At 43.2% G+C, this 15,499-nt stretch carries 8 protein-coding genes; 7 read left to right on the forward strand and 1 reads right to left on the reverse strand.

The features are described 5' to 3' along the window. Window positions 1–54: 54 nt before the first annotated feature. Entirely contained in the window at window positions 55–360 is a 306-nt protein-coding gene (locus AHMF7605_RS01665; RefSeq protein ID WP_106925822.1) for a hypothetical protein, read from the reverse strand. A gap of 481 nt (window positions 361–841) precedes the next feature. Between AHMF7605_RS01665 and AHMF7605_RS01670 the strand changes: the two genes are divergently transcribed. The 7 genes from AHMF7605_RS01670 to AHMF7605_RS01700 all read left to right on the forward strand — a co-directional run bounded on the left by AHMF7605_RS01670 (window position 842) and on the right by AHMF7605_RS01700 (window position 15,462). Beyond that, window positions 842–1,855 (forward strand): hypothetical protein, encoded by a 1,014-nt coding sequence (locus AHMF7605_RS01670; protein ID WP_106925824.1) that lies wholly within the window; start codon window positions 842–844, stop codon window positions 1,853–1,855. Window positions 1,856–2,036: 181 nt separating this feature from the next. Next, on the forward strand, window positions 2,037–2,612 hold the full coding sequence (locus tag AHMF7605_RS01675) for a peptidoglycan recognition protein family protein (protein WP_106925826.1): 576 nt from the start codon (window positions 2,037–2,039) through the stop codon (window positions 2,610–2,612). Between the two features lie 281 nt (window positions 2,613–2,893). Beyond that, window positions 2,894–3,505: a DUF4255 domain-containing protein gene (locus AHMF7605_RS01680; RefSeq protein WP_106925828.1), complete on the forward strand. Its 612-nt coding sequence runs from the start codon at window positions 2,894–2,896 to the stop codon at window positions 3,503–3,505. 11 nt (window positions 3,506–3,516) lie between these two features. Next, window positions 3,517–4,896, forward strand: a complete 1,380-nt coding sequence (locus tag AHMF7605_RS01685; protein WP_106925830.1) for a hypothetical protein — start codon at window positions 3,517–3,519, stop codon at window positions 4,894–4,896. Window positions 4,897–5,026: 130 nt separating this feature from the next. Continuing rightward, window positions 5,027–9,928: an eCIS core domain-containing protein gene (locus tag AHMF7605_RS01690; protein ID WP_199200177.1), complete on the forward strand. Its 4,902-nt coding sequence runs from the start codon at window positions 5,027–5,029 to the stop codon at window positions 9,926–9,928. 15 nt (window positions 9,929–9,943) lie between these two features. Beyond that, window positions 9,944–10,567 (forward strand): hypothetical protein, encoded by a 624-nt coding sequence (locus AHMF7605_RS01695; protein WP_106925832.1) that lies wholly within the window; start codon window positions 9,944–9,946, stop codon window positions 10,565–10,567. Window positions 10,568–10,587: 20 nt separating this feature from the next. Further along, on the forward strand, window positions 10,588–15,462 hold the full coding sequence (locus AHMF7605_RS01700; protein WP_106925834.1) for an eCIS core domain-containing protein: 4,875 nt from the start codon (window positions 10,588–10,590) through the stop codon (window positions 15,460–15,462). The last annotated feature ends 37 nt before the right edge of the window (window positions 15,463–15,499 follow it).

Consider the following 15,499-nt stretch of genomic DNA (forward strand, 5'->3'; position numbering starts at 1 on the left):
TCAGCTATTGGGCATACCCCAACTGATTTTTCCCGAAAACTTAGATTAAAAATTTTACGAATTAAAAGAAATGGCCTTAAGGTAATTTAAACCTTTCTGGCTGACAACGAACTTTTGTTTGGGCGATTGCGGGTGGCGAATATCCGTGTAATTTAAATACCGCTCATTGATTAACTTAAGAATGAATTTTTTATAATTCTCGTAATTTTCGGTAATCCCTAAATATTGTAGAATCGCGCTACGCGATTGTGCTTCCTGGCAAAATTGCAATATGTCTTTGCGGTATTTGTCAAATAATTTCTGCTCCGCCGAAAGCAATTGATGGGAGTATTTTTGGTAATTATTTAAATTTAAGTTCATCCGTAAAGCTTCCCTACTATAATTTAAATTACTATAAAAACGGAAAACTGTAAATTAGGTTTTGTATTTAACCATTAAAAATGAAGCTTTATACCTGCTTTCATAAAATTATTCTCAGAAAGTAGAGTTGTTTTAGGTAAAAGATAAATTCCGGTAAGCAGGTACTATTTGTTTGAGTAAAAATTTGCCGCATTAGAAGCCTTGTATTCGAATAAAATTGACACTCTAAGTTCTTATTCTCTCCAAATTTTAGGTTTTCTTATTTTGCTTACCTGCTTCAATCAAATTTTACCTTAAAAAATACTGAAAAATCAGTATTGACCCTGCCTTCCTTAAAGTCTACCTTTAACCGCAGAAATAATACAATGGACCCTGGTGATTAGGGGTAGTCAGAAAGTCTTTGATCTTTCTTTAATAGAAAATCAAGCAAAAAGTAATATTCTGGATTTAAGAAGTAATTGAAAATTGATTAGGAAAGTAGATGTCGACCTTACAGATGCTGGACGTATTTATAGGTATAATTTTTTTATACCTGTTGCTGAGCTTTATCTGCAGTGCTATTAACGAAATAGTAGAAGGAATATTAAAAAGAAGAGCCGCCGATTTGCACCGGGGCATTCATGAACTATTGCATAACAACCAGGATAACCGTTTACTGGATAAATTATACACCCACCCGTTAATTGCCAGCTTGTACCGGGGAAAATATAACAGCCGATCGAAGAAAAATTTACCTTCCTACATTCCGGCAAGCAATTTTGCCTGGGCTTTGTTAGACATTATTTTGCCCGCCAGTTCTACAACCGTATCGGGAGCAGCCGGAGGCGGAACGCCAGAATCTGAAATTACCGGCAATGTTAGTTCTTTAAAATCCTTACGCAAAGCAGTTTTAGATTATCCCAATTTTCCGGTTCAGCAAGCTGTTTTAGCTTTGATTGATGCCGCCGAGGGCGATATAAATAAAGTGCGGCAAAACATAGAATCATGGTACAACAGCTCAATGGACCGGGTAGCCGGGTGGTACAAACGGCGGGTGCAAATGATACTTTTGTTTTTAGGGATTTTCCTCGCGGTAGCCATGAACGCCGATACCATTTCTATTTTTAAAAGTTTAGCCAACGATCCGGCTTTGCGGAACTCATTGGTTAGTGCCTCCGCCGAGTACGCTAAAACCACCGTTGCCGACGCTCAAGCAGGTAAACCAGAAGAAAGAATTGAAGCCAACTTACAAAAAATAAATGCCTTACGCCTGCCTATTGGTTGGGATTGGCAAGATAACCGCAAAGTAGGACTACATCAATCAAATGCGAGTCTGGCTATTCCAAATTCTGTTTCCGGCTGGGTGAGCAAAGTAATTGGTTGGGTTATTACCGGGTTGGCCGTTTCCCTCGGCGCACCGTTCTGGTTTGATTTACTAAACAAAATGATGGTGATTCGCTCTACGGTGAAACCGCACGAAAAGAGTCAGGAAGAAGCATCCGAAGACCGTCAGTAATTAAGGTAAAATGTTACTGTAGGCTTTAAATAAAGTATTTAGAATGAGTGTGGGGAGGATGTCCTTTATCTTCCATTCTTATTAAAAAAGCGGAAATTGCCTTAGAATAACCAGTTGTTACTATTTGGTGAAGATTAAATGGAGTAAGAAGTAAGCTTTAAAATTTAAAAATTAATAAAAAATGGCTGGCTGGAAAGGAATAGTGGGCAACAATTACGTTGCCGCCTCATTTGATAATTATTGCCATGAACTGGCCTGGACGGCTTGGCGGCCATCTTTTATCGTGCTGCACAATACGGCTATTCCTTCGCTGGCGCAACGCCCCAAGGGGTTTACCACCGAACACATGAGCGGACTGGAAAGCTTTTACCGGGATAAACAAGGCTGGAAAGGCGGGCCGCATTTATTTGTGGACGACCGGCAGATTTGGGTATTTACGCCTTTAACGGTATCCGGCACACATTCGCCTTCCTGGAATAAAGTGGCCTTGGGAATTGAAATGCTGGGCGATTACGAAAACGAACCTTTTGATAAAGGGCGGGGCTTAGCCGTGCGAAAAAATGCTGTGTCCGCTATTGCTACTTTGAGCGCCATTTTAGGGCTTGATCCGCATTTGATGCGCTTGCACCGCGAAGACCCCTTAACCACCCACGCGTGCCCCGGTAAACACGTCCGGAAACTGGAGATTATTCAGGAAGTACAGGATTTGATGGTACAACGCCACGCCGGCGAACACCCTATTAAACCAGTGGCTTAAGAAGTTATAAGTTGTAGGTTATGGGTTGTGCGTTGTTTGGTTTAAAAAACTTTTTATCAGGCTTTTACACTTTGTCTAATTTAAATTTGATTGTATTCTGTTGTTTTTAGTAAGAAGATAAAATCAAGGCTTATTACGGTGAAGCGAAGTGCCTGGCTAGCAAATATTAATAAACGTATAACCTACTACTTACTTCGTTACAAATCAAAAGCAATCCTATAATTTCATAAGTCTAGTATCTAACATCTAACATCTAATATCTAACATCTAGATTCAGGGCCATGATTGATAATGCGTTAAAAGTTACTGCCAACGAAGTGAACCGGTACCTTGTCCGGAAACTCGACCCGGACCGGGACCCTTCTACCACGAAGCGGGTAGCTACCGGCAATGTGGCCAAAGCGCAGGACGCGGATGCCTCCGGTTCCCGGGCCGATTCTATTTCGTCGCCGGGCATTCTCACGCTCGTGAACCTGGAAGAGGAAAGAAACGTGCGCAACCCTAATAATTACGTAAAACTGAACGATAAAATAGAATACCGCAACCCCAAGTTATTTATAAATTTATACTGCCTGTTTTCGGTTAATCACAGTTCTTACGATACGGCTTTGCAGTATTTATCGCTCATTCTGCAGTTTTTCCAGTACAAAAATGTAATTACCCCGAAAAATACGCCGGCCGATAATGGTTTAGCCCTCGACCCAAAAATTGAAAAGCTCATATTCGAAATGGTGTCCATGAACGCCGAACAAGTTAACCATTTATGGGCTACTCTGGGGGGCAAATACCTGCCTTCGGTTTTGTACAAAGTGCGCCTGATTACCATTGAAGAAGATATAGCCGAAATGCAAGCAGAGCCGGTGTCTGGAATTTATATCAATCATCCCGCTTAATGTAAAAAAGCATGCTCCGAAATTACAGCCGATTTTTCTCGATTGAACTGGCGCACGAGTACTATCTAAACCGAAAGTGCCTGGACCTGGAAATAATTCCGGCCCCGGATTGTCTGGCCCTTTTTAAACGGCTCAACATTCATTACCGGCAAACCGAGCATCAATTTGTTACCTTAATCAACGAAAATGAGGCGCACGAGCCTTTTATGAACGTGCCGCCGCGTAAATATTACCGCACCGATTTTGGCCAGGCAGTTTTCCGGTTTTATGTAACCCTGAAGAACCCGCTTTTTTTAAATTATACGAACATCCAAAATACGTTGCGTAAGACTTTTTACTTCAGCAACCTGGCTAATAACGCCGAAAACAACTTTTTATATTTAACCTTACCCATCGCAGAATTCGCGAACGGGCAAGAATACCTGCCGGGTAATCTGGTCCGCGATGCCCGTTCCGGCCAAGTGTACGAAGCCAACAAAAAGCACCTGAGCAAGAAAAAAAACGACTTGGCCGATTCCACTCTTTGGTCTCCGAAAGGATTCAATCATTTGCCGGTTCCTGTTCCGGAATTCAGCCCCGGAAAAGCCTACCAGGCCGGGGATTTGGTAAGAGAACCTAAGTCAGAGAATGTATTGGAAGCGGCCCGCAAGCACACCAGTGCTACCGAAAAACAATTAAGCGATACTACTTTATGGATTGCCCGCGGCCAAGGTCAGTTACAATATCCCACGGACCAGGACCAGGTAGATTACAGCAGCGGTAATTACAGCGTTACCCTTACCGATCCGACAAAGAAAGCCGATATTAGTATATTCGGTTTTAATTACCAGCCTTCGGCTCCAGCGTACGATATTCCTAAGGGGTCACCAGAAATGAAGTTTTTTGAGCAGCCCGTTACACAAATTCCGGTGAAGCTAGTTCACTTGAAGCCCGGTAAATACCAAATTAAAGTAAATAAAGAAATTTTTAACGTGTATTACGACCCGCTCCTTGGGGCCGGAAAAACTTTGGGCGTTATTGAAATTTTTAATTACTTACTCGGCAAAGATTCTTACGCGCTCTTAACCGACGAGGAAAAAATTAAAAAAATAAATTACAGCATCTTGTTCCCCACGCGTCGCGTATTATGGAAATACATCCGGAAAGATGCTCGGGCTCAAACCATTACCGATACCGGTTCTACGGATTATAAGTTTAATTTATCCGGCGATGATTTTATTTCGGCGCTTCCCATACCCTTATCGGAAGGAGTACTGAAAACTCTGAAATTAGAATTTAATACCGCTGACTTTAAGCTGTCGCCTTTACCTAATCCACCGGTACAGCGTTTCAGCAAGTGTACCCAGGACGATTACGATTACATTTGTTCGGAGATGTACCTGAATTATTAGGGCTTCGCCCAATTATGAATTAGAAATTATGAATTAAAAATTAGACCCAAGGATTCAAGCTAGTACTTCTTTTTTAATACATATTAGAATAAAACTTCTTACTAAAGTAAATGGGGATGGTAAAATAAAAATGTTCTCTACCGCCGAAAAAACCGTTAAATCCGCGCCCGCCATTCAACAGAAAGCGGCGGGTACCAGCTTCTTTAAGAAGGCGGGCGAGGAAGGTTTTTTCGGTGCTAAGGAAACGGCTAAACCAGAAAATGCTTCTTTCTTTAACGCTCCGGTGCAAGCCAAACTCAAAGTAAGCAGTCCGGACGACCCGCAGGAAAAAGAAGCCGATGCCGTAGCGGAACAAGTGATGCGGATGCCGGAACCCATAGTAAGTGCCTCGGTAGAAAATAAAAAGGAAGAAAAACTCGCTCGTAAAGAAGAGGAAGAAGTACAAAGTAAATCCGAAATTTCCGAAATTAATAGCATTCAGGCTAAAGAAGAACCCGAGCCCAAACTAGCAGCCAAGTTATCTTCCTCGGCTATAAAATTGGCCCGACAAGCCACCGAACAGCAGGAATCTAGTGGGAATAAGAGTGATACAGAATATGCGGTAAGCAGAAAAAATAACCCACTTTATCCTGCCAGTATCCTACAGCGTAGCGGACGAGGTTCGCCGCCGGGAGCAGCTCCGTTTGAACAAACCTTAGCTGCTTCGAAAGGGGAAGGCACAGCTATGCCCGATTCTACCCGGCAGTTTATGGAAAACCGTTTCCAGGCCGATTTCAGTGGCGTTCGCATTCATACAGGTTCAACGGCAGAGAGCTTAAGCAGCAGCATTCAGGCGCAGGCTTTTGCGCACGGCAACGATATTTATTTTAATAAAGGTAAGTTCTCCCCGGACTCTACTGCCGGCCGGACTTTGCTGGCTCATGAGCTTACCCACACCATTCAGCAGGGTGCCAGTAAAACGAATGTTCCTGCCGCTAAAAGGAGTTCGGTAGCTACTAAGAAAAGTTTTCCGTCTCCGGTAGTTTCCCGGTTACCTTCTAACTTATCTGCTGGTCAGGCAATCAGAGCACCGGAAGAGGCAAGTTGTCATCAGGAACCAAAAATTCAGCTAAAAGACGAAGCCGACCTAACACCTAAAAAAGCGCCGGAAATAGGTGCTTTACCAACAAAAACAGAATTAAGTACTTGGCAGGTAAACCACAAAGGTAAATTACAGCCAGCCGGGAATACTGCTGTTCCTGAACGAACCGCAATAGAAGAAATTCAGCCGAAAGAAGAAGCGCAGGAAAAAGAAAATGCAACGGATAGTTCGCCTCCCTTTCTTCAAAAACAACCAGTAGTCGAAACCCCGGCAATAAGCACAGCATTTAGGTCTGCTACAGAACCAAATAGTACTTTGTCGGTAGAACCAACTTCCATAGCGGTTCCTTCCATTTCTCCTACAAGTGCCCAGCCCATATCTGCTCCGGAAAATAGCTTAAGCTCGCGGGCGCCCCCCATTGGGCAGATTTCCCAAAATGCTAGCCAAAATGTAGTACAATGCGCTTTGTACGACAATGCTTTGGCGCGGGTAAGTGAATTTTTAACGGATTTACCCGGACTAGCCGATTTAGCGGACCCGAAAGGTTGGTTATTAGGTAAAGTACGGCAGTTTGCTTCGTATATTCCCGGTTACCGGGCTTTAGGTGTTATTCTGGGCCACGACCCTATCACGGGTCAGGAAATCCCCCGCAGTGGCCGCAACTTCCTGGAAGCAGGTTTAGACATTATTCCGGGCGGTAATCTCTTAAAACAAAAATTAGAAGAACTAGGTATTCTGGAGCAGGCTGCCGCATGGATCGATACCCAAATTGATACCATAAAAGGCATTGTTGAAAGTGTCCGGTCAGAATTTACCAATGCCTGGAATGCCATTGATGCGGGCAGCATTCTGGATGGCCCGATGGCTATTGTCCGCAACCTTGGTAATATTCTCGAAAGAGCATTAAACAACATTATTGATTTTGCCCGCCGGGCCGCCGGCGAACTGCTCGATATAATAAAAAAATTCCTGCTCACCCACATTGTCAGCTTCATTAAAGAACATACTTCCGCCTACGAACTGTTAAAAGTTATTCTAGGGAAAGATCCGATAACCGATGAACCGGTAGAGCGCAACGGCACGAATATATTAAATGCCTTGCTGGAGCTAGGCGGCGAAGAAGGTCGGGAACAACGCAAACAAATGCAGGAAACCGGCACTTTCCAAAAAGCCGTCGCTTGGATCGACCGGGGTATTGCCGTGTTCGGCAATTTATACGCTACTATCCGCAGTAATTTTAATTTAATCTGGAATGTGGTATCCATTGAAAGCTTACTGCACCCGGTAGATACTTTCAATCGTATTTACGAAACCTTTGCCGCTCCTGTAAGGCAAGTGCTTGATTTTGTACGAGATGCCCTGGTAGCTATTCTAGGCTTTATTAAAGAAGCCTTAATGAGCCGCTTAAGTACCTGGGCCAAAACCGTAAAAGGCTACAGCTTGGTAACCGTTATTATCGGTAAAGATCCCTTTACCAACCAAACCGTTCCCCGCACCGTCGAAAATATGATTCATGGCTTTATGAGCCTCATGGACGGCGGGGAAGAACAATTTAATCAGATGAAGGAATCGGGTGCTATTGCCCGGGCCGAACAACGCGTGAAAGCAGCGGTAGATCGATTAAATATGACCCCGCAATATGTCGTGCAGTTGTTCCTGGATTTATGGAATTCTTTCAGCTTTGCCGACTTAGCCAATCCTATTGCCGCCTTCCAGCGGATATTAGACCGGTTCGGCGAACCTATTGGCCGTTTGATTGCCTTTGTGGTAGAAATTATCCGGATTGTAATAGATATTCTGCTGCAAGTCATGCAGTTCCCCACTGATTTAATTCAGAATATCGTGGCCAAGGCCATGCAGGCCATTGAGATGATTAAACGCGATCCGATTGGTTTCCTGAAGAATTTGCTGCGCGCTATTAAAGAAGGTTTCCTGCAATTTTTCGGCAATATCCTGACACATCTTTGGAATGGATTGAAAGCCTGGTTCCTGTCGGAGGTGCAAGCCGCCGGTATCCCGATACCTACCGATTTTACCGTGATGGGCATTATTAAATGGCTGCTGGCCGTGTTGGATGTTACCATGGATAAAATCTGGAAAAAGCTGGAAGAAAAAATTGGTAAAGAAAAAGTAGATAAAATTCGCAAGTTTATAGATAAAGCCGAGCAAATCGCGAATGCCGCCGGTGAGGCCTACGAATTTGTGCAGGATGTACGTAAGCGGGGCTTTATGGTAGTTATCGTCGAAAAAATAAAAGAAAAGTTAACAAACGTGTGGGATTTGGTACTCGATTCGGTGAAAAGCTTTGTGATGGATCAGATTATAAATAAAGCCATCCAGAAGGTATTGAGCATGTTAGATCCTACCGGAATTATGGCCGTGATTAACAGCGCCATTGCCTTGTACAAAGCCATTCAAAGCTTTATTCGTTACTTGCGGCAAATGCTGGAAATTGTAAACTCGTTCGTGGAAGGAACCTTGGAAATTGCCAAAGGCGCCACCAAAAAAGCCGCTAACTTCCTGGAAAATTCTTTGGGCCGCGGGGTCCCCATTGTTATTGGCTTCCTGGCGAACCAGATTGGCTTAAACCTGAGCAGTCGCCTGCGCGATGCCTTAACTACGGTACGGGAAAAAGTAGATGCCGGACTTACCTGGCTGATTGGTAAGTTGGTAACGATTGTGGAGAAGGTGGTGGAACTGGGAAGAGCAGCAGCGAAAGCCTTGTTAGAATGGTGGAAGGCCAAAACTAAATTTACAGCAGAAGATCAAGAAGAGCATACCATTTATTTTGAAGGAAGTGAATCAAATGCTACCCTGATTATTAGGAGTGAGCCTAAACCCTATACTAAGTTTTTAGATAAGTATGAAGAAGAGTTAGGTAGTCAGAAACTTACCAAAGCTCAAGAAAAAGCGCTGAGCGACGCTCGAAAGAAATCAAAAGAAATTGAAAGAAGACAGCAAGATGAAATTGGAGGAACCACAGACGCCCAAAAAGAGAAAAACAAACAAAAAAAAGCGGATGACATTCAAAAATTAGTGGATGAGTTAGGTGTTCTTTCTAAACCATTATTTGGTTCGGAAAAACCGAAGGATTGGGAAATTAGCCATAATGGCGATGATTCAACATTTGCTACCAAAATGGAAGCTAAACGAATTTATAAAATAGCAGCTATTACGGATAAAGGCTCGGCTCCTACTAAGAAAGCGCACCCAATATTTGATAAGTTGGCTCTTCGAACCAAAGGTAATGGTTTTTACTATGTTAGAGGACACTTGCTAAATGACAATCTCGGTGGGCCAGGCCAGTGGAATAATATGACCGCCTTATCTATCAAAGGAAACAGCAATCATATTAGTTCAGTAGAAAGTTTAGTGAAAGCTGCCTTTGATATGAGCGCTGTGATTCACTACAAGGTAGAACCAAGAGGTACTCATGCCGCCAAAGTTCCAACCAGCAGGGATAAACCTAAGTTTACCCGTATCAGTGACATCGAACTGCAATTTTCAAAAGTAAAGGATATTGTTACAGCGGAATCAAAGATCTGTAAGCAATTAAAATGTTCTGCCCATACCATGAAAAAGGAAGGAAATAAGTGGGTAGACGATAAAGAAATTGTGACTAGCACCGTGGATAATCCCATTGAAACCGATTATTCTACTTACGAAGTTGGGGATTCCATTCCGCTACCAACCGTTAATCTTACCACGGGAGCAAATAGAGCTAAATTGGCGGATGTAATTGATTTTAGCGGCAACAAAGCAAGTTTCGCGCAAAAAGTATGGAGAATGGTAGATCATAAAATTGAAACGACAGAAGTAGGATTTGGCACGTATGAAGGCTTGGCTAATTACCAAATAGTAAAAGGTGACGCGGTTGTTTTGAAATTTACAACTGCTGAGAAAAACTATATCAATGATGAGCTTAAAAATAACAAGAATGTTGTCTTATAATTAAAATCTATGCTTATGGAATATAAACAAGTTATCAAAGATTTTAACAAGGAATTTACTTTGAATTTTAATTTGAACTATACGGATAAAACTTTATCTGAACCAAGTGAGAAGTCGAAAGATGTTCTGAAGAAAAACGGCAAGAATGTACATTCATCCTTTATAAAATTTTATTCAGAAGTAGGATCTTATAGTCTGGATTGGCAAAATACCATTGAATTAGAAGCAGATGTAGCGGGTTCCGTTAAAATACTGCAGCCGGAAAAAGTCTTATCAGATTGGAAAGAGGTAATTTATTTTGAGGACGATTCTTCTCTTAAGTACTTTAAGGTTTTTGATCAATTTAGTGAAGATGCTTGCTGCGGCTTTTATACGACAGAATCAAAGTCAGAACCGCACCATGTTTTGTATTACTATGATTTTCATAATGAAGCTTTTTCCTTGCATTTAGACCTGGAAGGTTATATTCAAATGATGATACTTTCAAAAGGGTTTTTATACTGGCAAAAAGTTTTGCTTGATTATCTAATGAAAAAGGAATCAGGAAATACAAAGTTGATGAAAAATAATCTGCATAAAGTATTTGAAGATTTTGATTTTAAAAATTTTATAGAAAAGTATAAAGCAATTAAACTATAAAAATTATTTCTATTATTTAAATGTTCTCTACCACCGAAAAAACAAGTAAATCTACTCCCGCCATCCAGCAAAAAGCGGCGGATACCAGCTTCTTTAAGAAGACGGGCGAGGAAGGTTTTTTCGGTAGGAAGGAAACGGCTAAACCAGAGAATACTGCTTTCTTTAACGCGCCGGTGCAAGCCAAATTAAAAGTAAGCAGTCCGGACGACCCGCAGGAAAAAGAAGCCGATGCCGTAACGGCACAAGTGATGCGGATGCCGGAACCCGTAGTAAGTGCCTCGGTAGAAGAGAAAAAAGAAGAAAAACTTGCTCGGAGAGAAGAGAAAGAAGTTCAAAGGAACCCGGAAGAACCAACGGTAGTTCCCATTCAAGCCAAAGAAGAAGCGGAACCCAAACTAGCTGCTAAATTATCGGCTACGGTTCAACGTTTAGCGCGTAAAGCCGCGGAACAGCAGGATATTTTGGGAAGTAAGGCCAATGCAGATTATACCGTTAATAGAAAAACCAGCTCGTATTATCCAGCAGAGATAGAACCGCATAGCGGTCGGGGTTCGCCAAATAACGTTGATAAATTTGAACAAACTTTAGCCGCTTCGAAAGGGGGAGGCAGTGCCTTGCCCAATTCTACCCGGCAGTTTATGGAAAATCGCTTTGGGGCGGATTTCAGTGGCGTACGGATTCATACAGGTTCAACGGCAGAAAACTTAAGCTCCAGCATTCAGGCGCAGGCTTTTGCGCACGGCAACGATATTTATTTTAACCAAGGTAAGTTCTCCCCGGATTCTGCTTCAGGCTGCACTTTACTGGCGCATGAGCTTACCCACACCATTCAGCAAAATTCCAGTTATAAAAATAAAAATATCTCTACCAAACAAACTGCTCAGGCTATTTCAACTAGCAAACTTGCCTTGCCTTCACAAGCAAGCTTAGTTACAAAACGGGAAATTTCCAGAAAGCAAAGTGATTTATTATATCGGGCACCGGCAGCCGAAACTTCTACTTCTCAATCAACTGAAACTGTAGATATATCCAATAAATCAGGAGGTTCGCCTTTACCTGCCGACGCCCAAGAATTTTTTCAGGATTCGTACGGAGCCGATGTGCGTGATATCCGTGTGCATGTAGATGCCGAAGCCGCCGCTATCTGCCGGGCCCGGCGGGTTCCGGCTTTTACCCAAGGAGGGCATATTTGTTTCGAACCAGCGCGGTATGCCCCAACTACCGAAGAAGGTGGAGCCTTACTGGCGAAACAGGTGTCTCATTCCTTAGCGCAGCGGTCTGTTGCCATTCCCGGTTTACTAAACCAGATTAATACCGCCCGGCAAGCCGACCATTCGACCAGTGCTCCCGCTAAAAGTAAGCAACCCGAAAACAAGGAACGTACAACCGCAAAAGATAAAAATAAAGCCGCGTCCAAAGAAAAAGAAGTAAAACCAGCAAAAGGTGTTAGCGTTAAACCCAAGGGCAAACGCCGGCCCAATCAATTGGATGGTCCACCGGTGAAATCCGTTAAGGCTAATCCCAAGAAATCACCTACTACTCCCGAAGAAGACCCCGCTTTTCAAAAAGCCGTAGGCAAAGCAAAAGCCGCCGCGAAAAATCAAAAACAGCACGAACCCGCCGACGCCAAAGCGACGGATGCCCAAAAAGCAGCCCCGGCGGCGCCAAAAGAAGCAGAAAGCAAAGCGCAAGAAAGAAAAACCGGTGGCCTGGATGCGGCCGGAAAAAACGAAAAACCTTTTGATGAAAAATCTTTTAAAGCAGATTTGCTAAAGAAAATTGAGGAAATAACCCCTGAAACCTTAGAGGAAGCCACCGAATTTAAAGAAAATAATAAAATTGGGGAAGTCAAAAATGTAATGGGAGAAAAAGTCTCTCACGAAAAACAAGCCACCACCGGTCCGGTAACGCAGGCAGCGGAACAACCCTTGCAAGTAAACGAGGCTGATTCTAAAAAACCTCTGCCTTTGCCGCCTACGCATCCGGGAACAATCCCGGGTAAACCAGTTGCCCAGGACGCAGCACCAAAACCAAAATTGAACAACGAAATTTCTCTTCAGGAACAAAGTAAATCTTTAGATGATGAGATGAAAGCTCATAACGTTACCGAAGAGCAATTAACTAAGAGTAACGAACCCAGTTTTGCCGCCGCGCTCTCTGAAAAAAAAGGCGCCCAAAAAGATGCCGCCGAAAAACCGCAACAGTACCGCAAAGCCGAAGGTTTACTCCTGAACCAGGCCAAGGCTACTGTGCAGGCAGAATCCATTCGTTCGGTAACAAGTATGCATACTGCCCGGGGTAAAAATTTCAATGCTGTTGTTCAGCATCAGCAAACTACTAAACAAAAAGACCAGGAACGCCGGGCTGCCGTAGCCAAAGAAATTGAAGCTAAATACGCCGCGACGGAAGAAAAAGTAAAAAAAGCTTTAGAAGCGGCTGATACCGAGTCGAACCAACTATTTGAGGCGGGTTCGGAAGCTGCTCGCAAAGAATTTGAAGATTATGTGGCCGAAAGAATGAGCGCCTATAAACGGCGGCGCTACTCCGGCTTTTGGGGTGGTTTACGCTGGGCGAAAGATAAAATCTTTGGGATGCCCGATGAGGTAAACGCGTTTTATACCCAAGGCCGGCAATTATACCTGAACAAAATGGATCAGGTAATTACCCAGGTAGCGCATACAGTTACCACCAAGCTGAACGAAGCCAAGCAAGCCATTACCGACGGAAAAAAAGCCATCGACGAGTATGTGAGTCAGTTGCCCAAAGACTTGGTTGAGGTAGGGAAAGAAGCTGCCTCTACTATCCAGGATAAATTCGAGGCGCTGGAACAAAGCGTGAATGACAAGCGGGACGAGTTAATAGAGGGCTTGGCTAAGAAATACGTGGACAATGTAAAAAAGCTGGACGACCGCATTACCGAAATGAAGGAAGCCAATCAAGGCCTGATTGATAAGGCCATCGGCTTCTTGAAGAAAGTCTGGCAGATAATAAAAGATTTGACCAATTTGTTTACCAGTATTTTTGCCAAATTAGCCTCTATTATTGGTGTAGTGCTGAGCGACCCGGGTGGTTTCTTCGATAACCTGGGCAAAGCATTTAGCCTGGGCTTCAACAATTTCAAAAAGAATTTCTTAGGTTACCTGGAACAAGGGTTAATGGATTGGCTGAAAACTAACTTAGGCATTGCCGGTCTAGAAATTCCCAAAAAATTTGATCCGGCCGCTATTTTCAGTTTGGCTTTGCAGGTAATGGGCATTACCAAAGAACACATTCGGGAAAGAGCGGTGGCCTTGCTCGGCAAAAGAAAAGTAGAGTTGCTGGAGGGCGGCGGCGAATTGTTAGCCCGAATTTACAAGGAAGGTTTAGGCGTTATCTGGGATATCATCTACGAAAAGCTCCGCGATTTTAAAGAAATAGTGTGGGAAGCCATTAAATCTTTCCTGCAAACCAAAATAATTGAAGCCGCCCTCACCTTCTTATTAAGCATGCTGAATCCAATAGGCGCTTTTATAAAAGTGTGCATGGCCATTTACGATTTTCTGATGATGCTCGTCCGGTTTAAAGACCGCATTATGGAATTATTGGATACCATTTTAAACGCCGTAACTAATATTGCCTCCGGTGCCATTGATGGAGCGGCCAAAGCTATTGAAGGCGCCTTTGCTAAATCTATTCCGGTTATTATTGGTTTCCTGGCCGCCCTCTTGCATCTGAACGATATTGCCGCCAAAATAAGAGACATTATTATGCGCGTAAAAGGTAGAGTAGAAAAAGCTATTGATTGGGTTTTGCAAAAAGCAGTTGGGTTAGTGAAAGGAGTAGGAGGAGCCGTAAAAACAGGAGTGAAAGGATTGCTAAACTGGTTAGGTCTGCGGAAAACTTTTACCAGCGGCACCGCTACTCACACTATTTACTTTGCTGGTAACCCTGAAAATCCAGAGTTAATGATTGCCACTAATCCTAAAACCTTTGCGCAAGCCGTAACCGACAGACGGACGGAATTGAGTAATGATGATACCATGGACCGGAGTAAAAAAAGTAATTTCCGGAGAAAACTTACCGACGCCGAGAAAACTTATACGGCTATGAATGTACTTAAAGATAGCCTGAAACAATCCACGGATGAAAAGGAAAAATCGGCTACGCAACGAGAAGTATTCCGGCTAGTAGATAAGATTATAGAAATATTGGTCGAAGTGGGCGTAACCGAACACGACGTGAAACGCGAAGTACTTACGGCGCCGGTGCAGGTAGGTGATTTTGTAAAACAAGGCAGCAAGGAGTACGAAATAAAAGAATTAAATGATGCCGAACAAAGAGTAAAAGCTTTATACTTGGCGGAAGCGGGTGGTACCGCCAACTTTTTATATATCGATTACGGTAAAAGTTACAGCAAAATTCCGCAACCTTCTCAAATGCCGGTGGACGAGAAATTCCTGAAGTTAAATGCTCAAACGGCCTGGGATTCGTACGCGGAGGCCAACAAAGTGTTGAACTACCGCCGAAGCGGCTTCCAGCTGAATAACGATGATAATTACCAATGGGAACATACCGTAGAACACAGCACCTTGCGAAATGGTATATTCTCCTCGCGACAAGTTAATTCTCAAACGAATTTAGCCTGGGCTTCCACTTCGATTAACCAGGAAGTTAACCGGCTTTATACCACTTACGACCGAAGTAAAATTGATTTTTTACCTAATAACTTAAAATCCCGGCTTAAAAGACCGAATGACCAGGGAATAGACGAACTGATAAGTATCCGGGAGTATCTTTTGCTAAGCCGGAATTTTGCCGAGCACGAAGAGTTTAAACGAGCTTATTACCGTTCAAAAGGAGTTTCGGTTAAACCCGGTACTTCTAAGGGCTTTGGCTTTTACCAAGTATTGAGTTAGAGAGGAAAGCTTTACGGGAGGTCACTAAGTTAAAGGA

Origin of the sequence: Adhaeribacter arboris, from assembly GCF_003023845.1 — a bacterium.
Lineage (GTDB): Bacteria > Bacteroidota > Bacteroidia > Cytophagales > Hymenobacteraceae > Adhaeribacter > Adhaeribacter arboris.

Excerpts from the sequence above, each read along its gene's own strand:
- AHMF7605_RS01680 (WP_106925828.1), top strand. The coding sequence starts at position 2,894 with ATGATTGATAATGCGTTAAAAGTTACTGCCAACGAAGTGAACCGGTAC.
- AHMF7605_RS01675 (WP_106925826.1), top strand. The coding sequence starts at position 2,037 with ATGGCTGGCTGGAAAGGAATAGTGGGCAACAATTACGTTGCCGCCTCA.
- AHMF7605_RS01685 (WP_106925830.1), top strand. The coding sequence starts at position 3,517 with ATGCTCCGAAATTACAGCCGATTTTTCTCGATTGAACTGGCGCACGAG.
- AHMF7605_RS01690 (WP_199200177.1), top strand. The coding sequence starts at position 5,027 with ATGTTCTCTACCGCCGAAAAAACCGTTAAATCCGCGCCCGCCATTCAA.
- AHMF7605_RS01695 (WP_106925832.1), top strand. The coding sequence starts at position 9,944 with ATGGAATATAAACAAGTTATCAAAGATTTTAACAAGGAATTTACTTTG.
- AHMF7605_RS01665 (WP_106925822.1), bottom strand. The coding sequence starts at position 360 with ATGAACTTAAATTTAAATAATTACCAAAAATACTCCCATCAATTGCTT.
- AHMF7605_RS01670 (WP_106925824.1), top strand. The coding sequence starts at position 842 with ATGTCGACCTTACAGATGCTGGACGTATTTATAGGTATAATTTTTTTA.
- AHMF7605_RS01700 (WP_106925834.1), top strand. The coding sequence starts at position 10,588 with ATGTTCTCTACCACCGAAAAAACAAGTAAATCTACTCCCGCCATCCAG.